We start from the raw sequence: 25,276 nt of genomic DNA, 5'->3' as shown, positions 1-25,276 counted from the left end.
TCATTATTGAGAGGGGTAATCATGGAATGAAGATGAAGAAAATTCTGACGCTGGCTGCAACCTTCACGCTGGCATTCTCCATTACGGCATGCGGAGGAAACTCGGGTACTCCGGCTGCGGAAGCGCCTGCAGAGAACCCGCCTGCGACAGAGACGCCGGCTGAAAATACAGAAACTGTAGAACTGAAGCCTGAAGAAGGCGCGAAGCTGATCGTATGGGAGAGCCGTGACGAAAGAGCCTATACCGATGAGATTGCCAAGGAATTTACCGAGAAGTACGGCGTAGAAGTGACGATCGAAGAATTGTCCCCAACCGACCAAGTAACCAAGCTTGCACAGGACGGTCCGTCCGGACTGGGTGCGGACATCGTATTGTTCCCGCACGACAACCTGGGTAAAGCGGTTACGACGAACCTGGTTCTGCCGAACGACGTATTCGAAGAAAAAACAAAGAGCAGCAACACGGAAGCAGCGATCCAAGGTGTCAGCTACGACGGCGTGCTGTACGGATACCCGCGTGCGGCTGAAACTTACCTGATGTACTATAACAAGGATCTGGTGAAGGAAGTTCCGACAACGATGGAAGAAGTCATCGAGTTCAGCAAAACCTTCACGGACAAGAACAAGAATAAATACGGCTTCATGTTTGAAACCGGTAACTTGTACTTTGCTTATCCATTCCTGGCTTCCAACGGCGGTTACATCTTTGGAAGCGGTGGCACGGACGTCAATGACATCGGTTTGAACAACGAGGGTGCCATTAAGAGTATGGAAGTATATGCAAGCCTGAAAGAAATTCTTCCGGTTAAGTCCGGCGACATCACGCCTGACATCAAGCGCGGATTGTTCACTTCCGGCGATCTGGCAATGGATATCAACGGACCATGGGAGCTTGGCGGATATAAAGAAGCGCTCGGCGACAAGCTCGGCGTAGCTCCAATCCCGGCCATCGGCGGACAGCCTGCCGTATCGTTCTCCGGTATCAAAGCTTGGTATGTAAGCTCGTTCACGAAATATCCGCAAGCTGCAAGATTGTTCGCTGATTTTGCAACGACGAAAGAAGCTCAGCTGAAACTGAGCGCCCTGGTAGGCTCGGTTCCAACGAATATCGAAGCGCAAGAAGACGACCAAATCAAGAACGACGAATACGTATCGGCATTCACGGAGCAGTTCAAGTCCTCCCAGCCAATGCCTTCCGTACCGGAAATGGCTAACGTATGGTCCCCTGTAGGCGCTGCCCTGTCCGAAATTTGGGATAACGATAAAGACATTAAAGAAACGCTGGATAAAGCCGTAACCCAAGTGAAAGACCTGAACAGCGGCGGAGGCGGCGAGTAAGAGGCATACAGCTTCATAACACGAAAAAGATGAAGAAATTCACCCGCCGATGGTCGGCGGGTGATTCCTCGATTATACGGTAGAGGAGATTGGAGGGAGCATGCGTCAACATCGTACGATAGCGGCTGTACTGTCAGCCATATGCATGGGTCTGGGTCAGCTTTACAATCGTCAATGGATTAAAGGCATTCTTTTGCTTATCGTAGGCGTATTCAGCTTGTATTACTTTATCAATAACCTCGGAGACGCAATCTGGGGCATGGCGACACTGGGGGACCAGGGAAGCCATTTAGCGAAGGTTAACGGATTAACCCAAATGGTGGCAGGTGACCACTCCATCAATCTGTTGATTGAAGGTCTTATTACAATCATGATGCTGGCTGTATTCCTTGTCGGATACTATGCCAATATCAAGAACGCATATAACGCTGGAAAACAAAGGGATATGGGGATCGCTCCCAACAACTTCAAACAAACCCTTAACTATATTTTCGAAATCAAATTTGCGCAGTCGTTTCTGACCTTGCCGGCTATCGGTATCATGTTCTTTACGATCATGCCGATCATTTTCATGATTTTGCTGGCCTTCACGAATTATTCCGCACCGAATAATCTGCCGCCTGCCAACCTGGTAGACTGGGTAGGTTTTAAAACCTTTACGAACCTCGTTGCATTAAAAACGTGGAGTCATACCTTCTTCGGCGTACTGACCTGGACGATCATTTGGGCAGTGCTTGCCACGGTGACTACGTATTTCGGCGGGGTGCTGGTAGCGCTGCTTATCCAGCAAAAAGGCATCCGCTTCAAAGGCGTATGGCGCGTCATCCTGATCATCCCGTATGCGATTCCGCAGCTGATCTCCTTGCTCGTGATGCGCAACATGTTCAACGGCCAATTCGGACCGATTAACCAATATTTAAGATATTTCGGTATGGACGGCCTTCCATGGCTGACCGATCCGTTCTGGGCGAAGGTAACCGTCATCATCGTTAACATGTGGGTCGGCATTCCGGTATCCATGCTGCTGGTCATGAGCGTGCTGACAACGATTCCGAAGGACCTGTACGAGGCGGCCGACGTCGATGGGGCATCCGGCTTCCAGAAATTCAAAATTATCACGCTGCCGATGATCCTGTTCTCGACGGCACCGGTGCTCATTACGCAGTTCGCCGGCAATATCAACAACTTCAACCTGATTTTCCTCCTCACCAACGGGAACCCGGTGGTGGGCGACTATCAATACGCGGGAGCAACGGACCTCTTGGTAACCTGGCTCTACAAGCTGACACTGGATCAGCAGCGATACAATATGGCGTCGGCGATCGGGATTATTATCTTCCTGATTATCGCGACCTTCTCGATTTACAACTATCGCCGAACCAGATCATTTAAAGAGGAGGATATGATCCAATAATGGGAATTAAAACGAGAAACGCGATCCGGTTAACGGCTAGCTACATTTTGCTGGTTATTATCGCGATCTGCTGTATTTACCCGGCGCTCTGGATTGTTCTGTCCTCTTTCCGTCCCGGAAAGTCGCTCTATAGCAAGTCCCTGATTCCTGAAAGATTTACGCTGGATCACTACAAAGAGCTGTTCACGTCCCAGAGCTTCCTGTTCGAAACCTGGTATATGAATACGCTCAAAATCGCACTTTTCTCGATGGTCATCGGTACGATCCTCGTGCTGCTTACGAGTTATGCGGTTTCCCGTTTCCGGTTCAAAGGCCGTAAGAACGCGCTGTCCACGATTCTCGTGCTGGGCATGTTCCCGGGCTTCATGAGTATGATTGCGATCTACATCCTGCTCAACTCCTTGAACCTGCTGAATACGCATGCGGCGATGATTATCGTTTATGCGGCCGGGGCGCCGCTGGGAGGAACGCTTATTATGAAGGGCTTCCTCGACACGATTCCGCGCAGCTTGGATGAGGCGGCCAAAATCGACGGTGCGACCAACTTCCAAATTTTCCGCAAAATCATTCTGCCGCTGTCGAAGCCGATGATTACGTACATGAGCTTGACGCTCTTCGTCGGACCATGGGTAGACTTCATCTTTGCCCGTCTCGTACTGCGGACGAAAGAGAACTGGACGCTGGCTGTCGGTCTATGGGACCTGGTCAACTCCACGCAGGACAGTAACTTTACGCTGTTCGCGGCGGCTTCGGTTCTGATTGCATTGCCGATTACGATCCTGTTTATCTTCCTGCAGCGTTTGCTGGTTGACGGCATGACGGCAGGCGCGAGCAAAGGTTAAATTGGGGAGCTTTACGGTTAGGCAGCACTCTGCATGCGGATCCTGCTTCCGATCCCTGTTATCCCCGGATTTCTTTATGAATTGATTATTTAATGTAGAAATCCGGGGATAAAGGGGACCACTTTGTTTCTCCAGCATGATTCCGCCGGCTCCGTTGAAGCCTCCTTCCGTCAGCTCAGGAGGGAAAGTGTAATGACCAAAACAAGCTCCGCGATTATCCTGCGGAGCTTGTTTTGGTATGAGCGTAAAATTACCGATGTTTGTCTCTTTGATGATCGAAGAAGATGATTACCTTTTGATTCCTCTTAAAGATGCCGCTTCTTGTGTGCATTCCATGCGGCAATTCGGCCAGTTCTCAACATGCTCAGGCCGAAATGATGTATTGAATGCTTATGGTAGTCGGTTGATTTGATCAGGGGAAGCTGAGGCCGGTTGATCAAGCGCAAGAAAACATAAAAAGCAAAGCGGCTCTGGAGAATCTCCAGAGCCGCTTGCTGTTGCTTTATTTTGTATAAATTCAATCTCCCTTACGGCTGCCAATTCACATTGATGGTTGCCGTGCCGCTGGTTGGTGCGGTAAAGGTATGGTTGCTTCCGCCTTCCCAGGTGACGGTGGAGCCTGATTTTTTCAGGAACTTGAATTCAATGGTCTTTCCTGCCGGTACGCTGACATCATAGTACCAGGTCGGGTACTGGTAAACGACCTGATTGTACATCGGGCCGATTGCTTTGGCCGGATCCCAGTTGCCCAGCTCGCTGACATTGCCTGTCAGGAACACATTTTGTCCCAACGATGTTGTCGCATTGTTCACCACGAAGCGGACGCTGACCTGATCGCCGGACAGCACTTCAAAATTGTCGTAGACATTGCTCGACACTCCGGCAGCGTTCGCGATTTTAATATTGTAGATGCCGCCTGCAACCGCAGGGATTTTTACTTGAATCTGCGTATCCTCCCAGGACGTGATGTTCGCGCCGGTTACCGGCGTCGTCCCGAAGTAGACGGTGCCTTTGCTGGTACCGAAGCCGCGTCCGTCGATGGTGATCAATGCGCCCGGCTTGGCCATCATCGGACCGACATGCCCGATGGTTGGTGTCGTCGTGGCCGTTGTATATTGCCATACGGCTGTACTGCCGGCGGCGAGCGTGAAGTTCGAAGCAGCTCCGCCGGAGCCCACGGTCAAGGTGTTGCCGTTGAGAAGGCCGCCAAGCACATCGGTGTAGCTGCCCTGCGGCAGGGAAGTGATCAGGCCGGAAATGGAAGCCGGCGTGCTCAGATTACGGTTGATGGCAATGACGGCAACATTATTGCCGAATTTGCGCTCATAAATCAGCACGTCATTGTTAATCCAGCGCTCCTGCGTCGATCCGTAGGCGATAGCCGGATTGGATTTGCGCAGCGGAGCAAGCTTTTGGATCACCTGATAGGCGGTCGTTGTCGTAGAGAAGGAAGGAATCCGTGCCCGGTTGTTCGGATCATTCCCGCCCGACATATACTGCTCGGTGCCGTAATAGATGGCAGGGACGCCGCGGGAGGTCAACGTAAATGCCAGCGCCTGCTCCAGCTTCCGGCGGTTTGCATTGCTGCTGTGGAACCGCTCCATATCATGGTTATCGATGAACGTCACTTGATCGTCCACCTGGGCATAATCGGCTGCGGAGCCCTCCAGCATCGATTTCAGGCCGTACATGCTGTCGGTGTTATCCCGGAACACCTGGCGAACCTTTTGGGCAAACCGGAAGTCCAGTAAGCTCATGCCGGATTCGTTGGCGAACTTGTGATTTTCCGGGCTGACCTCGTTGACGCCGAGGAACCACTCGCCGAAGGTGAAGACCGGCTTGTAATTGTTGACGGTGGCCATAAAGCTCTTCTGCCAGCCGAACGGCATATGCTTGACCGCATCCATGCGGATGCCGTCGATGCCGAGATCCAGCCACATTTTGATGGCATCCTTCAAATAAACATCTACGGTGCTGTTGTTATGGTTCAGGTCGGCGAGATCATAAAGATTTTTGTAAATCCCGTTCTCGGTCGTGGAAAAATCGGTGCCGCCGTTGTGGTGGAACAGATTTTGGGTATCGTTCGTGTATCCCCCGAGCAGGGTGCCGTTATTGTACAGCTTCCCGTTCTCCGCGAAGGATGGCTGGTCGGAAGAAGCCGGAGACGTATGGTTCGGGGCGAAGTCGATAATCACTTTAATGTTCTTGGCATGCGCCGCGGCAATCAGATTTTTGAAATCGGAGATCGTGCCGTAGGCCGGATTCGTCTTCTTGAAGTCCCGCGCCCAATAGCCATGGTAGGCCGTGTTATTGACGCCGGAATAATTGATGACGCTGTAAATGTTCTCAACCGGCTGGGAAATCCAGATGGCTGTTACGCCCATTCCGGTCAGGTAGCCGTCATTGATTTTGTTGATGATCCCCTGCCAGTCGCCTCCGCAGTACAATCGGAGATTCGTGCAGGTCCCGTCAAACGCCGCCCCGGTTGGATTGTTCGCAGGATTGCCGTCCGAGAACCGGTCGGTAAAAATTTGATAGATGACGTCGGTGCTAAAGTTCTGCTTATTGGATACCGAGGTATCCGGCGCCGCGTTAGCAGCGGGGGTAAACAGCCCCAGCGTCAGGGATAACCCGAGGGACAGCGCGGCTGTCATTTTCATCCATTTCTTCATACTCTACCTCCTATGTAATCGTTCGTAGTGGTAAGGCTTGTCCGCTGTTGCTTCCATCACCTCCTTATAAAAATCCGGCGACAAAAAACCCCGGCTTCTCGAATCGAGATACCGGGGTTGTTCCATACCGGGTGTACGGTTAAGGAATGCATGGCCCTTAATTTGTGCGAGTGTTAGATTCACCCATATTGTAAATGGAAGCGGATTCAACTGTCAATATATAACAAACCTATCTGATGAAAAAAATATCATTTTTATGAAAATCGAATTATTGCTGCGAAATAAAATTTTATAAATCGTATAATATGTTGATACAAAATTTCACAAGTCATATAATGGATTTATAAAGCGTTTACAACGGCTGGAGTAGGGGCTCGAATTACAAAGGTCGGGAGCATGGTTCAAAAAAAGAGCATATGGACGGAAAGGAGCGGTTGCGTGTGAATCGAAATGAGGGCGCGGAGCGTCTAGGGCTGGACATGAACGGTCTTCAGGCCGCTTGCGCGGCCGTAAACCGGGCCATTGATGCAGGAATTATGCCTGGCGCTGTACTGGGCGTGCTGCATCGGGGAGAGACGTGGTTTTATGCGGCTGGGTTTGCCGATCCGCAGCCGAAGCAAGGCGAGCCGGCAGCCGTCCGGAAGGACACGTTATATGACTGCGCCTCCATCACGAAGGTTGCGGTCACGCTTCCGCTGATTCTCCAGCTGGTGGATGAGGGACGGATTACGCTTAGCACGAAAGCGGCTGATATTGTTCCGGCATTCGGAGCCTCCGGTAAGATGGCGATTACGGTAGGCGAGCTGCTGACGCATACCTCGGGCCTTGCGGCGGATATGGATCTTCATTCCCGCGGCTGGAGCCGGGATCAGATGTGGGACGCGGTGCTGACTTCCCCGCTCTCAAGCGAACCGGGCAAGAACGTTGTATACAGTGATTTGGGATACCTGACTCTCGGGCGCATCGCCGAGGAGCTGCTGCAGATGCCGCTGGACCAGGCGATAAGGCAAAGGGTGTTTGAACCGCTCGGCATGCTTGATTCCACCTTAACGCCATCCCTGGAGCAGCTTGGCCGGTATGCGGCAACCGAGTACGACGAGGAATCCCAGGGCCATTTATGCGGTGTGGTGCATGACGAGAAGGCGCGGGCACTCGGCGGCATATGCGGTCATGCCGGACTGTTCGCGACGGCGGGGGATTTGCTGCGATATGCCCATATGTGGCTGCTTGAGGGAGCTGTTCCTGGACCACGGGGCCAAGCTGATGAAGGTTCAGCTGTTCCCTTGCATACCGAAGCCGGTTCGGCGGCAGCACCCAGTACCGAGACCGGAACAGCGGTAGCTGCAGAAGCATCGCCATCGCCGATCCCGCCGACTTCCGGTGTGCCAACGTCATCACCACAGAGCCTGTCATCTGCCTCGGGAGCATCGCCACCAGCGCGCATACTGTCTCCTGCTGCGGCGCGAACGGCAATCAAGCCGCATACGGCAGCAATACCGGGTGCAAACCGCGGACTTGGCTGGGTGCTCAAGGGCGACCGCATGGATGCCTCCGGCGATTGGATGAGCGACCGCGCCTACGGCCATACCGGTTTCACCGGTACAAGCCTGTGGATTGACCCCGTGTATGATCTTGCCGTCGTGCTGCTGACCAACCGGGTGTACGGCGGACGGAGCAGCAGCGTCAAAGAGCTGCGGGTCCAAGTGCATAACGCCATCACAGGCGCAGTTCGCGATCCGAATTAGCCTCGTATGCTGGCTCAACGAATACACCAAGCGGCATTGTGCTTCGGTCGGCATTCGTCAGGGGCAATCAGTTACTGAATCATTACGCTGTGCTGCAATTACTTACTTATTGGGCAATGAAGTGTTCATAAGTTGATACCTATGGGATGGAGGCGGTGCATGGTGAGCGGCATCATTTATCGGTCATACCGGCCTGGAGACGAGGAAGGGATTATAGCGCTGTGGAATGTCTGCTTAACGGGAGATCCGGTTACCCGGCTGCGGTTCCGCAATCTGGTTCTGCTCGATCCGAATTTTGATCCGGAGGGGCTGCGGGTCGCTGAGGAGGAGGGAGCCATTACCGGTGCGCTGTATGCCGTGCGGAGAAAGCTGCCGATGATCGGCACGGAGCTCGAACCCGAACACGGATGGATCACGTTCTTCGGAACCGCGCCTTCGTCGCGCAGGCAGGGCATTGCGAAGCGGCTGCTGGAGGAGGCGGAGGCTTTCCTTCGCCGTCATGGGCGCAGCAAGGTGTTCTTCTCCTCGTACGCGCCGAATTATATCGTTCCGGGGATCGACGGTGAAAGCTATCCCGAGGGACTCGCCTTCCTGCAGGCGGCGGGGTTCACAAGAAACTACACGGCGGCTGCAATGAACCGCTCGCTCGTCGACTTCCGCGTTCCGCCGGACGTGGAGGAGCTGAAGCGGCAGCGCGAGCGCGAAGGCTTTACGTTTGGAGCGGCTTCCGACAGCGATCTGGTGGAGCTGATTTCTTTTGCCACGGACGTATTTAATCCCGATTGGGGCCGGGCGATCCGCGAAGGACTGCTTCAGCGCTTGCAGACGGATCAGATCCTCATTGCAAGAGACCGGGGGAAGCTGGTCGGTTTCTGCCTCCACGGCGGGTATGAGGGAGTTGCGGAGCGGTTCGGTCCGTTCGGCGTCGATCCTTCCATGCAGGGCAAGGGGCTGGGAAAAATTCTGCTGTACGACTGCCTCGCCCTGATGCGAGCGCAGGGACTCCACGGCGCCTGGTTTTTATGGACCGGCGAGCAAAGCCCCGCAGGGCATTTATACCGGAGAGCCGGCTTTCAGATCACACGCCGGTTTGACATTATGAGCAAGTCATTGTATTAGCCTGTACGACTCACAATAAGAGGAGGACTTATGATGACGGAAGCGAAGCAGCACCATATTCTGGCGATCGGCGGTCATGCGGGAGATATGGATCTGACAGCCGGCGCGGTTATTGCTAAATACACACAGGCGGGACATAAAGCGACATTTTTGCATCTGACACCGGGAGAAAAGGGGCATCCCCGTATGACCCCCGAAGATTATGCAAAGCAGAAGATAGAGGAGGCGCACCAATTCGCTGATATCGTCGGGGCCGATGTCCGGTTTCTTGCCTATAAGGACGCAGAGCTTCCGCTCAACGAGGAGGTCAAGTACCAGGTTGCCGACGTCATCCGGGAAGTGAAGCCGGATATCATCATTACTCATTGGAAAGGGAGCATTCATAAAGACCATTCCAATACGCATTACATTGTCGAGGACGCCCGCTTTTATGCCGGTCTGAAGACGATCGAGCGCGAGCTGCCGTCGCATTATGCGCAGCATCTGTACTACGCGGACAACTGGGAGGATCCGTACGATTTTCATCCCGAGGTGTTTATCGATATTCCGGATGAAGCCTACGAGACATGGGTCAAGGCCATGAATGTATATGCCTATGCGCGCGGAGAAACCTACGGTTTTCCGTTTATTGAATATTACAAGGCGCTGACCATCGTCCGCGGAGCCCCGATGAACTTCAAGCGGGCGCAGGCATTTGCTGTTCCGCAAGGAGCTTTAACAAAACGATTACAATTTTTCTAAATGAGGATTATGCAAAAATCCAAAGAGCGACTTTCAATCAGCGATATGCTTAGCGAAACGGTTTAATTCGTCTATATATCGTACCGGGGAGCGGCTGGAATCAAATTTTGCATAATCCTGAAAAAATATGCTATTCCATCCATCGATCTGGAAGATTAACTAATAAAATCGCAAAAAAATTGTGAGAAATGACAAATCACTCGCTGACATAGTTCTTATCTTCTGGTATAATGGTCTCTGTTACGGGGGAACACGTACGGAATCATATAGAGAATACAATAAGGGAGGCCTTCCATTTCGGAAGGCCTCTTTTCCTTTTTAAGTCGGCAGGGCGCCGTTCAGGGACTGGAAGCCCGTATGGATCCGTAATGGAGCATGCGCTTGTTCACTTGTTTAAAATAGGTATTTCTCCAAGCAAATTTTTCAAATATATGGCGTCCCACGGCATATGCTCCGTTATACCTAGCCCTACGACATCCGTTTCCTCAGAAAGCTCTTTCAATAGTTTAAGCAGTTGAGGCAGTTGCATGGTTCCGGCAGGAGACAGTTTAAAGGGATCTTCAGGATTTGCGAATAATAAAGAACGAAATGCTTTTGGATCAAGCACGTCTAGGTCAAGATGAATCGCCAGGTGCTTAATGCCGTTTTCTTTGATCCATTTTTTGACGGGTTCGGTACTGCTCGCTAGCTCTTCAGAACTGGCCGTTCGAATACCTAATCGTTGGATGACCTCTGTGTCTGCTTCTGCAGTAGTTATTCCCAGTCTTTGAAATGCCTCTGAAATCACTTCCGCTTCTTGCTCTGTAGGCGCCGCTAATCCGGCGATAAAGACATGATCGGGCTTTAGCGGGACTTTTACATGCTGTGCGAAATCCTTATCTCCTTCTCCCAAAAGATTTCCGAGCGGCAGCGCATGTCCGTTATCGTACCCGACGTAATTAACCAAATCAGAGTGAGCATCGATCCAAATTAAACCTAATTCGCCGCCATATCGTTCGTTTAAATAGGCAAACGGGGCTTGCTCCACTAAACAGTCGCCGCCAAACATGACAATGCGATCCGGTTTATGAGCATCAATGAGATGCTGTGCGGACTTTAATTGTTCGAGCAGCTGGGTTCTTCCATGCATGCCGTTCTCGTTCTCAAGCGGAGTTCCATCATATGCTTGAACAGGCACATGAATAAGAGGCTGGTCATTGTCCGGAGCCAGCCAGGCAAGCAGCTCTGCTCCAAAAGAGTAGTTAGGGTTATTGCCTCCTTGCCATTGCGGCATTAACAGACGAATGGTTTTTTGAGTCATGTTTTTATCTCCTTTACTTCAAAGTAAAGCAAGTATAAAATGAGCACAAATAAAAATGTAGTACGCACAAATTTGATAGGTACTACCCGAAAGGATAGTGTGAAGATGAGCATGGCTGAATATAAAGGCAAGGTGAAGCATATCCAAGACACACCATTTGGTTACACCTTGTCGGTGATTGGCGGCAAATGGAAAATGGTTATTATTTACCTTCTGGCAGAAAACCAACCGGTCCGGTTCAATGATCTAAAAAGGCAAATAGGAGCGATTACTTATAAAACCTTGAGCTCCCAGCTAAAGGAACTGGAGGCGGACGGTTTGGTGAACCGGAAGGAGTATCCTCAGGTTCCGCCTAAAGTCGAGTATAGTCTTACTGCTAAGGCGGAAACGCTATTACCGGTATTGGAAGGATTATGCGAGTGGGGAGAGAAGAATCGCAGCCATTGAATCAAGTTAGCCTGACCTTCCTCAAGTCCATTTCGCACTTGAAATTCATGAAATCCATGGTATGATGTAATTAAAGAATCTTAAATTAAAGATAATTAGCAAATGCTTTATGGGTATTCTATGAAAATAAGCTGAATGGACCGAAAGGAGATTTGTCATATGGAGCATCAACATATTTATCGGAAGGGCACGTCCGCCGAGGCGCCGACCCTGCTGCTGCTGCACGGCACCGGGGGAAACGAGGAGGATTTGCTGCCGCTGGCCGAGATGGTGTCGCCGGCGTCGAACGTGCTGGGCGTCCGCGGGAATGTGCTGGAGAACGGGATGCCGAGATTTTTCCGGCGTCTGGCCGAAGGCGTCTTTGACGTGGAGGATCTCGTACAACGGACGCAGGAGCTCCATGCGTTCCTGGACTGGGCGGCGGAGAAGTATGAATTCGACCGCAGCCGAATCGTGGCCATCGGTTACTCCAATGGCGCCAATATCGCGGCCAGCCTGCTCTTCCACCGGGGGGATGCACTGCAAGGGGCAATCCTCCATCACCCGATGGTTCCGCTCCGCGGCAAAACGCTGCCCGATTTGAGCGGCGTGCCGGTGTTCATTGCGGCAGGACGGCGCGATCCGATCTGTCTTCCGCAGGAGACGGAGGATCTGAATGAGCTCCTGAGCGGAGCGGGCGCCGACGTGAAGCTGTACTGGGAGAACGGCGGCCATCAGCTGAGCCGGTCCGAGGTCGGCATGGCGTCCTCGTGGTTTAAGGAGAAATTCCTGTAAGGGAAGCAAAGGTAAAAATTAAAGGGAATCTGATCAAAATACCGTCAATGCGTTGACGGTATTTTTTTTATACTGAAACCATCCGAAACAATCGAGGTGGTCAGACATGGCACGCACAATGAAAAGCATGCCTCCTCCGGGCCTGCGCGAGGCCGGCACCAGCAGGCGCAGGGGCTTCGGAAGAAGTCTCCGGCGGGGAGAGCAGCTATGGGGAATGGTTTTTATCAGTCCGATGCTGATCGGCGTCATGATTCTGGTTCTGTTCCCGATTATCGCAACGCTGGTGCTCGGCTTCGCCGATTGGAATTTCGTGCAGGGCTGGGACGGTATCCGGTGGGTCGGACTGCAAAACTTCCGCAGTCTCCTTGAGGATGATATCTTCTTAAAATCCATCCGAAACAACATGATCTTTCTGCTGACGGTTCCGATCTACATGATCATCTCCATGGCGCTTGCGATCCTGATCGACCGGCATGTGTACATGAAGGGATACTTCAAGGTCGCTTACTTCATGCCTTACATTTCGAACATCGTCGCGGTTGCGGTCGTATGGCAGGTGCTGTTCCAGCCTTCCTACGGCCCGATTAACGAGGTGCTGCGAAGTATCGGCATCGCGAATCCGCCGAAATGGATCGCCGATCCGAACTATGCGCTCGTATCGATCATGATGATCTCGGTGTGGATCTCGATCGGGTTCAATCTGATTATCTACATCGCCGGCCTGCAATCCATACCGAAGGACCTGTACGAGGCTGCCGAGATTGACGGGGCGAATGGATGGACGAAATTCAGGCGGATTACGCTGCCGCTGCTGTCGCCGACATCCTTTTTCCTGCTCGTGACGGGAATCATCTCGACCTTCAAGGTGTTCGACATTATCGCCGTCATGACCCAGGGCGGGCCGATCGGATCGACAACGATGATGGTCTGGTATTTGTACGACACGGCGTTTGTGAATCTGAAGGTTGGGTATGCATCGTCCATAGCAGCCGTGCTGTTCGGCTTCGTCATGCTGATCACGCTCGGGCAGTGGGCGGCCCAGAAGAAATGGGTCAACTACTAGAGAGGAGGAGGAAACCATGCACACGCTGCTTCGGGCCGACTGGCGCAAGGCGTTCGTGACGGCGGTCATGTTCGCGGTCAGCATCCTGTTCCTGCTCCCTTTTGTCTGGATGCTCATCACTTCCTTCAAGGTGGAAAAGGATGTCTTCGTTTTCCCGATCCAATGGATCCCGAGGGAATGGAACGCCATTGAGAATTACAAGGAAGTGTGGTTCGGCGATTACCCGTTCTACCTCTACTACTGGAACTCGATCAAGGTCAGCCTGCTGACCACCGCGATTTCGGCGCTGGTGTCGGCGCTGGCGGCCTACGGCTTCTCGAAAATCCAGTTCGCCGCAGGAAAATGGCTGTTTCTGATCGTACTTTTCACCTATATGATTCCGGGTCAGGCGATCCTCATTCCGCAGTTTATTCTGTATCGCAATATCGGTCTGTTCGATAACCATTTCGGCTTGATCGTGCTCGGCAGCTTCAGCGTGCTGGGAACGTTTATGCTGCGGCAATTTTTCATGGGCGTGCACCAGGAGTTTATCGAATCCGCAAAAATCGACGGAGGCAGCCATCCGCGCATTTTCTGGTCGATCGCGCTGCCGCTGGTCAAGCCCGCCGTTGCAACCTACGCCATTCTCCGGTTTATCTGGACATGGAACGACTACCAGAATCCGCTGATTTTCCTGCGCACCGACGGGCTGTTCACCATTCCGCTGGCGATGCAGAAATTCACGTCATTAAGCGGCGAATTCTATTCCCTGATCATGGCTGCTGCGGTCTCGGCGATTTTCCCGCTGCTCATCGTGTTCATCATCGGGCAGAAAAGCGTCATTGAAGGCATTGCTTTAGGAGGCGTCAAGGGCTAAGGCCGAATCGGCCGGCCTGCAATACATCAACAGCTCGACCCATCATCACGGGATTCAATTGAAAACATGGGGAGGTTGCAATCGAATGTTGAATAAGAAATGGCAAGCCGGCTTGCTGGCCGGCACCCTGCTGATCGGGCTGCTGTCCGGGTGCGGCGGCGCGAAGGAGCAAACGGCGCAGGGAGAGAGCGGGCAAGAGGGCGGCAAGATGAATCTCAGATTGTATACGTACGGCACAGAGGAAGCTTACAATTGGAAGGAGACGCTGGCGGCATATGAGGCGAAGACGCCCGGCGTGACGATCGAGCTCGTCCAGCTCAGCGAGAAGGGGGATACCCAGGAGGCGTTCAAGAAGCTGGATCTCGAAGCGGCATCGTCGGCGCAGATGGACATCCTCATGTTCAGCGACCCGGCCGGTTATGCCCAGCGGGTGGCGCTTGGGATGGCGGAGCCGCTGGATGAATATATTGCCAAGGACGGCTTCAGCGTGGAGGAGGACTACAAGGTCGACACCCGGCTGGACGGAAAAGTGTATGCGCTTCCCGGCAAATTCAATCCGTGGTACGTCCTGTTGAACAAGGACCATCTTAAGGAGGCGGGGCTTGCCGTTCCGACCGACTGGACTTGGGACGACTATGCGGATTACGCGAAAAAGCTGACCCAAGGCGAGGGATCGGCCAAGCGTTACGGAACGTATTTTCACGGGCCGCAAGGCGGCGGTTGGCTGGAGTTTCTGAAGCTCAAAATGGCGAACCAGCCGCAGGACACCGACTTTTTGAAAGCCGACGGCACCTCCAATCTGGATAACCCGACCTTCCGCGAGACGCTGGAGCTTCGGGTGCGCATGGAGAAGGAGGATCAATCCTCCGTGCCGTACACGGACATGATTTCGCAGAAGCTGAATTACCGGACCCAATTCTTCAATCAATCGGCGAGCATGATCACGATCGGCAGCTGGATGAACACGGAGATCGGAGGAACCGATAAAGTGCCCCTGGAGTTCGAGGTCGCCGTCGCCCCGTTCCCGAAAAACAAGGAGGGCGATCCGACCGGACTTACGCCGGTAACGACCGACTACGTGGCTGTTGCCGCCAAGTCCAAGCATAAGGAGGAGGCTTACAAGTTCGTCCGCTGGTACACGACCGAAGGTCAGGTTGTCCAAGGCAAGAACATTCCGGCATGGCAGGGCGTCAAGAGCGAGCAGGTCGAGGAAATCATCGACACCATTCTCGCCGGAACGAAAAGTCCGGAGAAGGTCGACAAGAAATCGCTCGTCGATACCCTGGTTGCTTCCAAGGCTTCCGCCATCGTTCCGCCGGCTCCGTATCAAGCCGAGGTCTATGAGGCGATTAACGAGGAGTACGAGAAGCTCATTCTCGGAAATCAAGATATCGATCAGACGATCCGTAATTCCCAGGAACGCGTGAACAAAATTATCGAATCCAACCAAAAATGATCTGATATAATGACAGAAAAAACCAAAGGGGCGAAATCTTCGTCCCTTCTTGGCATCAACAGAAAGTTTGAGGATCTCGGGGTGAAGGACATGTTGACCCGGCTGAAGAGGTGGGTGCCGAGCTCCATCCGCCATAAGCTGATCTGGGCGTCGGTTGCCTGCATCGCGGTGCCGGCACTCGTCAGCTTAATACTCTACAATGCGATGACGAAGGAGGCTTTGAAGGAGCAGGCCGTACAGAATGCGAATGACGCGCTCCAGCTGATCCGCGGCTCGGTGACGAATCTGCTCTCAAGCAAGCTGAATATCGCCAATTATATTCAGGTGAATTCCACGTTGAACTCGTATTTCAAACAGGTCGCCTCCGGCAATGAGGAATCCGATCCATACGATCGGTTCGTGGAATCCCGCCGTGTGCTGGAGCATATCGAAAGCTTGACGGTCGTAGGCGAGCCCAGCTATGTCACGGTGCTGCTGACCAATGGCGCCTATTACATGAACTATTCCGTAAGCGATTACAATCCGCCTGATTATATGGACCAGCCCTGGTTCGACCGGATCCACCGGCTTCAGGGGCTGGAGTCGCTCTGGGTTGGACCCGAGGAGACGGTATTTCGCTCCGACCGGATGGATCATCCGTATCAGCTGTCCGTGGTTCGAACGCTCCGGCTTCCGGATTCGGATATCTACGGGTATGTCATCGTAAGCTTTACGGAGGATCAAATCAGCCGGATCTTCGACTCGCTGTCCGAAGGGAGCGACGTGCTGATGCTGGATGGCAGCGGCACGGTGGTATCCTCCCATCATCCTGAACGTATCGGTACGAAGTTTCCGTACGTGGAGGAATGGAGCGGATCGGCTCCTTACGCGATCATGCCGATGGACGGCGAAAAGCATTTAATGGTGGAGCAGGATATCCCTTTTGCCGGCTGGCGGCTGGTGCTGATGCAGCCTTATAAGGATGCGATCGTTAATATCAATGCGATTTTTAGCCGCGCGTTTCTGTTTCAAATGGGCTCCTTTCTGGTCTTTCTCATGCTGCTGATCGGACTTGTACGTACGTTTACGAAACCCTTGGTCCGGCTCGGCAAGGCGGCTGCTGCTGTTCAGCGGGGAAACCTGGAGGTGCGCTCGCATGTTCGGGGCAACGACGAAATCGGGCGCCTGGGCCATCTGTTCGACGATATGCTGAGCCGCATCCAGACCATGATTTTCGAAATTTCCGACAATCAATCGAGAAAACGAAAGGCTGAGCTGAAAATGCTGCAGGCGCAGATTCATCCGCATTTTCTGTTCAATGTGCTGAATTCGATCCGGATGAAGGTCATGAAGCGGGGGGATCCGGAAAGCGCCAGGATGATCGGCTCGCTGTCGATGCTGCTCCGGATGACGATCAGCCGGCAGGAGGATGAGATCGCCCTCCATGAAGAGCTTGAGCTGATCTCTCATTATCTGGCGCTCATGAATCTTCGTCAGAAGGAGGAGGTCAGGCTGGAGCTTGATATCGCTTCGGAGGCTCTGCTGCTGAAGGTGCCCCGCTTCTTCCTGCAGCCGATCGTCGAGAATGCGCTCATCCACGGGCTGAACCGGCGGGCAGGGGTCATCTCGATCACGGCTGTGGTGGAGCCGGGGGGCATCATCCTGCGCGTGAAGGATGACGGTGCCGGCATGGACCCTTCCGTGCGGGAACGGGTCGCCCGTTGCTTGCGCCTAAGCGCGGACGATGCTACTGCTGCAGCGGAGGATGCCTTACGGGGTACGCCGAGGTCGGCCGCCCATGAAAGCTTCCAGGCGCAAGGGCAAACAGCGCCGGGAGATCGTACGGTAACTGCAGGTTCTTCCGGGGCTGCCGGCGGGAATATGGCCGGTTCGGGTCCCGGTTCGGATGCGGGTTCGGATTCTCAAGCGCTTTGCTCTTCGTCTCCCAAGGATGCGCCGGGGAGCGGCTTTTCCGGCATCGGCCTGTCCAACGTGATGGAACGGATGCGGATGGTGTTTGGTTCCGAGTTTCAATGCGCCGTCTACAGCGAAGAGGGTCAAGGGACGGTGATCGAAATGTATATACCGGAAAGAGGGAATGCCGATGTATAACGTGATGCTGGTCGATGACGATTATCCGGTAATCGAGCTGCTGTCGGAGACGATACCGTGGGAGGAGATGGGCCTTCGGCTGATGGGAAGCTACGACAACGGGTTAAGCGCCTGGGAGTTTGCCAAGACGCAGCCTCCGGACATTCTGATCACGGATATCGGCATGCCGAAAATGAACGGATTGGAGCTGTCGGGAAGGATTCGCGAGGTGAAGCCGGATGTGCGTATCGCCATACTGTCCTGCCACAGCGAATTCCATTATGCGCAGCAGGCGATGCGGCTAAGCATCCAGGATTATCTGTTGAAGGAAACGCTGGACCCGAGCGAGCTCGCCCGGCTGCTTCTGCGGTTCAAGCAGGCGATGGATGTGGAGGCTGAGCAGGGCTGGGAGAAGAGCCGGATGCGGCATCTGGCTTCCGAAGCCCAAGAGCTGCGGTGGGAGCAGCGCATGAGGAATTTCGTGCAGCAGCCGCTCCTCTCCCCGGACAAATGGCGGCACGAGCTGGCGGACATCGGCGTGCTCCGGGGGAATGATCACTGCCTTCCCGTGATCGGCTATCTGGAGGAGCTTAGGCAGATCAAGCAGCGCTTCGCTTCGGAGCAGACGCTCCATTTCGCCCTCGGGAATGTGCTGCGGGAAGTGCTGGGGAGCCTGAAGCCGGAGGCCGTGCATATCCGTTATGATGCCAGATGCTTGCTGCTGCTGTTCTCCTACCGCCCCGGCCTCAGACATAACGTTTACGATGAGGTTGCAGCCTGCTTAAGGCAAGTGCAGGCCACGCTATGCCGGATCCTGAAGATCCGCATGTCCTTCATCATCGGCACCGGCTGCGACAGCCCTCAGTCGCTGAAGCTGGGCCTCGGGGAGCTGCTGGGCAGCGAGCGACAGCGGTTCTACATGGAGCCCGGGGCGGTTGAGAAGATCAAGCCGAAGCAGCACGGCGCTGAAATAGGCAGCGCCTCCGGCCTGTACGATTACTACGAGCAGGCCAGCCGGGAACTGCTGGAGATGCTGCTAGGCAAAGCCGGGCCCGGCGATGAGGACCCGGCGGACCGGTGGATCTCCCGCATCCGCGAAGCCGAGTATGCGCCCGAAGCCGTCAAGGATTGGCTCCTTAAGCTCATGCTTGATCTCAAGCTGAAGCTGAGGCTCCATCTGCTGCCATCCATTCCGCAGGCCTATGCGGCCGATGCGCTGCATAAAGAGATGATGGGCATGGATGCCTTGAGCGAGCTGCATGTCTGGCTGAAGGCGTATCTCGTATCGACGGCGCGCGAGGCCGGCAGCGGATGGGGAGGAAGCCGAAGAACCGAGGTCGCCGAGGCATGCAGGTATGTGTCCCTTCGATTGGATCAGCGGATCTCGCTTGATGAGGTTGCGGGCTTCTTGCATCTGAATCCAAGCTATTTCAGCCGGATGTTCCGGAAGGAGACGGGGATCACCTTCATTGAGTATGTCACCCGAATGAAGATGGAGCGCGCGAAGGAACAACTGCTGCGCACCGACCATACCGTCGGGGAAATATGCGAGAGCCTCGGCTATGATAATGTAAGCCATTTCACGAAGACGTTTAAGTCCCATGCCGGGGTAACCCCGGTGGAGTATCGGAGCCGCTTGAGCGTTTGAGCGTTTTGAGCGTTTTGAGCGTTTGAAGAAAGCTGGATGAAAATTGGAGGTGGAACGTAACCATGGAGCAGAATCGGGAGCTTGGTTCAATCGTTCGCAGGATGGCCCCGGCGGACCTGGGGCTCTATTATCCGGGCGGTGATCAGCGATGCTTCTGGCAAGGCGTCCTGAGCCATCCGGCATACCGGAGCGCGCTCCGGGAGATCGAAGAGGAAGGCATGCGCTTGTCCCAGGAGTCGATCCCCCAGGTGACCTACGGATTGTTCGCGTTGTTCGAACGGCAAGGGACGAGGCTCGAATATGAGCGGGTCTACTTCGAGCGCAGACGGAGAATGAACACATTCGCGCTTCTGTCGCTTCTTTACCCGGAGCGGGAGGATTATCAGATTGCTCTGCACGATATTCTGTGGGCAATATGCGACGAATTTACATGGTGCCTGCCCGCCCATGTGGATGCCTCTTCATCCGAGAAAATCCGAGAAACCATCGATTTGTTCAGCGCCGAGACCGGATTCTCCTTGAGTGAAATCCGCCTGCTGCTTGGCGACATGCTGCCGCCGCTTCTGCGTTCAAGGATTGCTGACGAAGTGAACGAGCGGCTGTTCGAGCCTTTTCTGGATCACATGCACGGCCGGGAGACGGCGACTCACAATTGGGCCGCCGTATGTGCGGGCTCTGTCGGTTCTGCCGCGCTGCTGCTCATGCAGGATTCGGAGCGGCTTACCCAAATCCTGAAGCGTACGGAATCGAGCATGGCTTGCTATCTTGAGGGCTTCGGAGCAGATGGTGCCTGCCTGGAGGGGCTCGGCTACTGGAATTACGGCTTCGGCTATTTCGTTTATTATGCCGATCTGCTGCGCAAACGCAGCCGGGGAGCGATTGACTGGCTCCGGGAGGAGAAGGTCTCGCAAATCGCTTTGTTTCAGCAGAAATGCTTCCTTGGCGGCGGGGCGGTCGCAAACTTCTCCGATTCCCAGCCGCAGGCTGCCGTCCAGACCGGCTTGTCCCATTACTTAGCGGGAATCTATGAGGCGTTCGAATCTCCGCCCCTCTCCCTTTCGGCGGGGTATCGGGAGGATCATTGCAGCCGCTGGGCACCGGCCCTGCGGAACCTCATCTGGCTGGATCCCGGGAGAACGGGAAAAGAGTGGGGGGCGGCCGACTATTATTTGGAGGACGCCCAGTGGCTCATTTCCCGGGTCGCTTCCGGTCATGATCGATACGGGTTCGCCGCTAAGGGAGGACGAAATGACGAGCCTCACAATCATAACGATCTCGGGCATTTCATCCTGTACGGTGCGGGGGAGGTATGGTGCTCAGATCTCGGAAGCGGGGAATATACGGCCGACTACTTCGGCGAAGGGCGGTACGGCTACGATTGCAACGGTTCCCAGGGGCATTCCGTGCCGGTGATCAACGGCCGGGGGCAGAGTGAGGGGCCGGACAGCGAGGCGATCGTGCTGGAGGTGTCGATAGAAACGGAAGAGGATCGGCTGCGGCTCGATTTGACGAAGGCATATCGCGAACCCGAGCTGCTTGGACTCATACGGACGATGGTATGGAACAAACGGGGGCCGCAGCCCGAGCTGACCGTCATCGACGAGTATCGCTTCAACCGGCCGCCGGACAGTCTGCTTGAGCGGATCGTTACCCGGATAAAGCCGGATATCCGGGTTCTGGACGGGGAGCATGCTGTCGTTCTGAGAAGCGGCAACGGGAAAAGCGGACTGGTCATCCGGTATGACGAAGGTCGGCTGACGGCCAGTGTTCAGGCACGTTCGTACCGCGACCATTACGGCAAGGAGGCGTTGTGGTATGCGATCGATTTTGAGCCGAAGCAGCCCGAAGCGTTCATGACGCTGGCGTTCGAGTTTCGATTCATTTAAATCAAATACGCGAAGGAGTAGTGAAGATGAAGACGGAAGCGGCATTGGATTGGAAGACGGAAGCATGGATGAAGGCACTGGCGAAGACGCAGCGGAACGTCAAGCGCATCGGAGACGGCTTCCCGCATGCAAGCCAGAACGGAACGTACGGGCTGGAGGCGCCGCACTGGTGGACGGCCGGCTTCTGGCCGGGCATGCTGTGGCTGCTGTACAACGGCAGCAGGGATGAGGAGCTGCGCGCTGCTGCCGAAGCCTGCGAACAGCGGCTGGATGACGTGCTGAACGATTACGTGCGGCTGGATCATGATCTCGGTTTTATGTGGACGCTGACCAGCATGGCGTCCTATAAGCTGACCGGAAACGAGACCTCGAAGATTCGGGCGCTGAAGGCGGCGAATTATTTGGCCGCGCGTTTTAATATTAAGGGCCGGTACATCCGGGCGTGGAACCCGTGGAGAGAAGGGGAGGACAACGCCGGGCTGGCGATTATCGACTGCTCGATGAACACCCCGCTGTTGTTCCTGGCTTCCGAGATCAGCGGAGATCCGCGGTACCGGCATGTGGCGGAGGCGCATATGGATACGGTCGTCCGGGACTTCGTCCGTCCAGATGGGTCGGTCTATCATATTATCCGGTATGATCCGGCAACCGGCGAACGCCTCGAAGGCCTCGGAGGGCAAGGCTACGCGCCGGAATCGGCCTGGTCCCGGGGGACAGCCTGGGCGCTGTACGGCCTGACGCTGGCCTATCACCATAGCGGAAAGCAAATTTATCTGGATACGGCGAAGACGGTTGCGCATTTCTTCCTCGCGAATCTGCCGGAGGATCATGTGCCGTACTGGGATTTCCGGGCACCGGATGAAGCGAGGATTTACCGCGACTCTTCCGCCGGCGCGTGCGCGGCCAGCGGTCTGCTGCTGCTCGCGGAGAAGGCGGGGGGCGTGGAGGCTTCCGCCTACCGTGCACCGGCTCAGCAAATTCTTGAATCGCTGTACCGAAACTATGGCGCTTGGGACGACGAGAACGAGGAGGGCTTGATCCTCCACGGCACGAGTCATGTGCCGGAGGGGCGCAACATCGACGTGCCGCTGATCTATGGGGACTACTTCTTTGTGGAAGGCCTGGCACGGCTCCAGGGACAGGGTCCGTTTTATTGGGAGTAGTCATATGGCTTGTCGTCCGAGCGTCGACGCTGATCATTGTGCAGCAGTCATCATTACACCGCGCGCCGGGCGTGCGTACGGCTTCCTGTTGGCATGGTGTGATCGTCGGGGTGCGAGGCTCGCATGTTGCGTGTCCGTTAAGATGCATGGTCCTGTATGGAGTGACCCGGCATGTCACGGGTTCGGGCACGATGCGTGTCTGCATACTGCGTGTCCGCAGCTGCATGGCCAGAGCGGCCGCCGATATGATGTATGGTTCGAAGCACGGAATGCCGCCCGGCCATATGTCCCGGGCCCGGAAAGTTGAAGCTTGGCGAAGGAGCGTGAAGCAAAATGAGTCTTCAAGGAAATAGGAGTATAGATAGGACGAACTGGCCTGCAGCCGGCGCTGGCCTGCACCCTGTTGCGCGGAATCCGCTGAAGAGCCGGCAGGATATGTACCGTGCTCTCGGCGAGCTACTTGCACCCTTGCAGCCGTATTACAGCAAAGGGCATGCGAGACTGTCCATCGGGAGCACGGGCACCGGCTATTCGGCGAATGTCGCGGAAATGGAGGGCTTCTCCAGGGTGCTCTGGGGGCTTGTTCCAGCCATTGCCGGCGGCAGCCATGAGGAGCTGTGGGAACGGTGCCTGGACGGCATCCGCGCAGGCACCGATCCGGAACATAAGGAGTATTGGGGAGACGTCGCCGATTATGATCAGCGGCTTGTCGAGATGGCTGTCTTCGGTTTGGCGCTGGCTCTCGTGCCGGACCGGATCTGGCATCCGCTGAACGAGCAGGAGCAATCCAACCTGTATCAATGGCTGAATCAAATCAACCGGCATCCTTGTTACGACTGCAACTGGCTGTTCTTCAACGTGCTGGTCAACATCGGCTTCCGAAAGGCGGGCCTTCCTTACGATGAGGAGCAGGTGGAACGAAACCTGAACCGGATCGACGAATTCTATCTGTCAGGCGGGTGGTACAGTGACGGTATCGGTGGACACTGCGATTACTACGGGCCTTTTGCGATCCATTATTATGGCCTGGTCTATGCCCGGCTCATGGCAAAAGAGGACCCGAAGCGCGCCGAGCGGTATCTGGAGCGGGCCGCTGCCTTTGCCTCGGACTTTGTCTATTGGCATGCGCCGGACGGTGCCGCCATCCCCTACGGCCGGAGCCTGACCTACCGGTTCGCGCAATCCGCTTTCTGGTCGGCTGCGGCGTTCGCAGGCATGGCTGGGTTCAAGCCGGGCGAGCTCAAGGGCCTGGTGCTTAGAAATCTGCGATGGTGGTTCCGGCAACCAATCTTTGACCGCGGCGGCATTCTAACGATTGGGTATGCCTACCCGAATCAAATTATGTCCGAAAATTATAATTCACCGGGCTCCTCTTACTGGGCGCTAAAAACCTTCCTCGTACTTGCATTGGCAGAAGACGACCCGTTCTGGGCAGCGGAGGAAGAGGAGCTTCCGGCGCTTAAGACTATCTCGGTGCAAGAGCCCGCGCATCTGGTCGTCTGCCGGGAGCCGGAGACCGGTCATGCGGCAGCTTTTAATACGGGGCACTTATCCTCCAATGAGCATACGCACACGTCGGCCAAGTACGAGAAGTTCGCCTACTCAACCGCCTTTGCGTTCAGCGTACCGCGGGCTGAGTGGGGGCTTTCCCAAGGCGCCTTCGATTCCATGCTCGCCCTCAGCGAAGGAGATCAACTGTTCAGGGTGAAGCGAACGTGCGAGGAAGCATGGATTCGGGATCAGGTGTTGTATGTCGGATGGAAGCCATGGGCGAACGTGGACGTCCGTACCTGGCTGGTGGCGGGACTGCCTTGGCATATTCGGATTCATCGGATTCATACCGAAAGGACGCTGGAGGCGGCAGAGGGAGGTTTTGCCTTAGGGCTGGGCGACCATGGTGTGGGGGTGGCCGAAGGCGGCGGAGCTGACGTCGAAGGCCGAAGGGCTGCGGCTTCTACCGTCTGGGGAGCAAGCTCTGTGCACGGCCTGCTCGGTTATGACGCAGCTGAGCTGATCTATCCGCAGGCGAACACGAATCTGCTGCATCCACGCACCGTCATTCCAACGTTAAGAGCAAGGCTTGATCCCGGTACCCATTGGCTGGTTTCAGCAGTATACGGAAAACCGCGGGGGATACGATCGACATCAAGCCAAGCCTGCCTTGTTTCGAGCATTAAAGGTGTCGATTCGGCGGTTATGGCCGGCAATGATCCTGCTTCACAGCAGCGACGTTTCTCGTTGGGTGAAGGTGCTGATCAAGGTGCCGGTCAGGCTGCCGCGGAGAAGCTTGGGGTACGCATCGGGCAGGGGAACATTATTATCACTTCTCTGTCCGGAACCCCGATTACGATCACGATGGATTAGGCGCAGCGTCTTTGCAGAAGCCAGATTACGGCAGCGTATCTAACAGGGGAAACAGGCCTATCGCCTCTTGGCGGTTTATTTTACAGTACGGATGAGGTTTACCTTACCTGCAAAAAACGGATCAGGCTGGAGAACACGCCGGCCTTTTTTGTTTGGGAAGTCATCGGTGTCTGGAGAAATGGTGATTGAAAGTGATTGTTTGCATTTCGTTCACTTTGTTTTTCGCTTAGGTCAGAATCGTGCGTTTGCGGGTGATCCAAATGGCTGGTTAGCCAACGAGTTAGGCGTCTCTTGTTTTTCCGATGGATACTATTAGAGGGAGGAGCGGATTCCGGGCTTAAATTCGTGTAAAATGACCCGAGAAATTACGATGAAAAGT

General features: G+C 54.7%; 18 protein-coding genes. 16 read left to right on the top strand and 2 right to left on the bottom strand.

All coding sequences use genetic code 11. The features are described from left to right. Positions 1–26 precede the first annotated feature (26 nt). The 3 genes from BBD41_RS10315 to BBD41_RS10305 all read left to right on the top strand — a co-directional run bounded on the left by BBD41_RS10315 (position 27) and on the right by BBD41_RS10305 (position 3,593). Positions 27–1,337: a sugar ABC transporter substrate-binding protein gene (locus tag BBD41_RS10315; RefSeq protein WP_099477530.1), complete on the top strand. Its 1,311-nt coding sequence runs from the start codon at positions 27–29 to the stop codon at positions 1,335–1,337. A 100-nt stretch (positions 1,338–1,437) separates the two neighbouring features. Further along, positions 1,438–2,751, top strand: a complete 1,314-nt coding sequence (locus tag BBD41_RS10310; protein ID WP_077569742.1) for a sugar ABC transporter permease — start codon at positions 1,438–1,440, stop codon at positions 2,749–2,751. After that, complete coding sequence (locus BBD41_RS10305; protein ID WP_099477529.1) at positions 2,751–3,593, top strand: sugar ABC transporter permease; 843 nt, start codon at positions 2,751–2,753, stop codon at positions 3,591–3,593. The genes BBD41_RS10310 and BBD41_RS10305 overlap by 1 nt, the downstream gene beginning before the upstream one ends. Positions 3,594–4,120: 527 nt before the next feature. Here the strand turns inward: BBD41_RS10305 and BBD41_RS10295 are convergent. Next, complete coding sequence (locus tag BBD41_RS10295) at positions 4,121–6,265, bottom strand: alpha-amylase family glycosyl hydrolase (RefSeq protein ID WP_099477528.1); 2,145 nt, start codon at positions 6,263–6,265, stop codon at positions 4,121–4,123. Between the two features lie 440 nt (positions 6,266–6,705). On the opposite strand from BBD41_RS10295, the gene BBD41_RS10290 reads away from it, so the two are divergent. The 3 genes from BBD41_RS10290 to BBD41_RS10280 all read left to right on the top strand — a co-directional run bounded on the left by BBD41_RS10290 (position 6,706) and on the right by BBD41_RS10280 (position 9,870). Then, positions 6,706–8,010, top strand: a complete 1,305-nt coding sequence (locus tag BBD41_RS10290) for a serine hydrolase domain-containing protein (RefSeq protein WP_099477527.1) — start codon at positions 6,706–6,708, stop codon at positions 8,008–8,010. Positions 8,011–8,169: 159 nt separating this feature from the next. After that, on the top strand, positions 8,170–9,129 hold the full coding sequence (locus BBD41_RS10285; RefSeq protein WP_099477526.1) for a GNAT family N-acetyltransferase: 960 nt from the start codon (positions 8,170–8,172) through the stop codon (positions 9,127–9,129). A 30-nt stretch (positions 9,130–9,159) separates the two neighbouring features. Continuing rightward, on the top strand, positions 9,160–9,870 hold the full coding sequence (locus BBD41_RS10280; RefSeq protein ID WP_223260645.1) for a PIG-L deacetylase family protein: 711 nt from the start codon (positions 9,160–9,162) through the stop codon (positions 9,868–9,870). Between the two features lie 385 nt (positions 9,871–10,255). Here the strand turns inward: BBD41_RS10280 and BBD41_RS10275 are convergent, their stop codons facing one another. Beyond that, positions 10,256–11,170, bottom strand: coding sequence for an arginase family protein (locus BBD41_RS10275; protein WP_077569737.1), 915 nt, complete (start codon positions 11,168–11,170; stop codon positions 10,256–10,258). Between the two features lie 105 nt (positions 11,171–11,275). Here BBD41_RS10275 and BBD41_RS10270 point away from each other — a divergent pair, with 105 nt between their 5' ends. From BBD41_RS10270 to BBD41_RS10225, 10 genes are all read left to right on the top strand, one after another. Then, entirely contained in the window at positions 11,276–11,617 is a 342-nt protein-coding gene (locus BBD41_RS10270) for a winged helix-turn-helix transcriptional regulator (RefSeq protein WP_007132708.1), read from the top strand. A 159-nt stretch (positions 11,618–11,776) separates the two neighbouring features. Next, positions 11,777–12,391 carry an alpha/beta hydrolase gene (locus BBD41_RS10265; protein WP_099477525.1) on the top strand — a complete coding sequence of 205 codons (615 nt, stop codon included), beginning with the start codon at positions 11,777–11,779 and terminating at the stop codon, positions 12,389–12,391. A gap of 106 nt (positions 12,392–12,497) precedes the next feature. Beyond that, positions 12,498–13,454 (top strand): carbohydrate ABC transporter permease, encoded by a 957-nt coding sequence (locus BBD41_RS10260; protein ID WP_099477524.1) that lies wholly within the window; start codon positions 12,498–12,500, stop codon positions 13,452–13,454. Positions 13,455–13,470: 16 nt separating this feature from the next. Beyond that, a complete protein-coding gene (locus BBD41_RS10255) occupies positions 13,471–14,310 on the top strand; it encodes a carbohydrate ABC transporter permease (protein WP_099477523.1) in 840 nt (279 codons plus the stop codon). A gap of 85 nt (positions 14,311–14,395) precedes the next feature. Continuing rightward, positions 14,396–15,766 (top strand): ABC transporter substrate-binding protein, encoded by a 1,371-nt coding sequence (locus BBD41_RS10250; RefSeq protein WP_099477522.1) that lies wholly within the window; start codon positions 14,396–14,398, stop codon positions 15,764–15,766. 90 nt (positions 15,767–15,856) lie between these two features. After that, positions 15,857–17,857: a cache domain-containing sensor histidine kinase gene (locus BBD41_RS10245; protein WP_237087096.1), complete on the top strand. Its 2,001-nt coding sequence runs from the start codon at positions 15,857–15,859 to the stop codon at positions 17,855–17,857. Further along, complete coding sequence (locus BBD41_RS10240) at positions 17,850–19,484, top strand: response regulator transcription factor (RefSeq protein ID WP_099477520.1); 1,635 nt, start codon at positions 17,850–17,852, stop codon at positions 19,482–19,484. Before BBD41_RS10245 ends, BBD41_RS10240 begins: the two co-directional genes overlap by 8 nt. A gap of 62 nt (positions 19,485–19,546) precedes the next feature. Further along, positions 19,547–21,370 carry a heparinase II/III domain-containing protein gene (locus tag BBD41_RS10235; RefSeq protein WP_099477519.1) on the top strand — a complete coding sequence of 608 codons (1,824 nt, stop codon included), beginning with the start codon at positions 19,547–19,549 and terminating at the stop codon, positions 21,368–21,370. A 26-nt stretch (positions 21,371–21,396) separates the two neighbouring features. Next, the gene (locus BBD41_RS10230) at positions 21,397–22,533 is read left to right on the top strand and encodes a glycoside hydrolase family 88 protein (RefSeq protein ID WP_099477518.1); all 1,137 of its coding nucleotides are present in this window, start codon (positions 21,397–21,399) and stop codon (positions 22,531–22,533) included. 333 nt (positions 22,534–22,866) lie between these two features. Then, a complete protein-coding gene (locus BBD41_RS10225) occupies positions 22,867–24,897 on the top strand; it encodes a DUF2264 domain-containing protein (protein WP_099477517.1) in 2,031 nt (676 codons plus the stop codon). The last annotated feature ends 379 nt before the right edge of the window (positions 24,898–25,276 follow it).

The organism is Paenibacillus ihbetae, from assembly GCF_002741055.1.
Lineage (GTDB): Bacteria > Bacillota > Bacilli > Paenibacillales > Paenibacillaceae > Paenibacillus_AQ > Paenibacillus_AQ ihbetae.
This window is presented reverse-complemented; position numbering and strand designations above follow the sequence as displayed.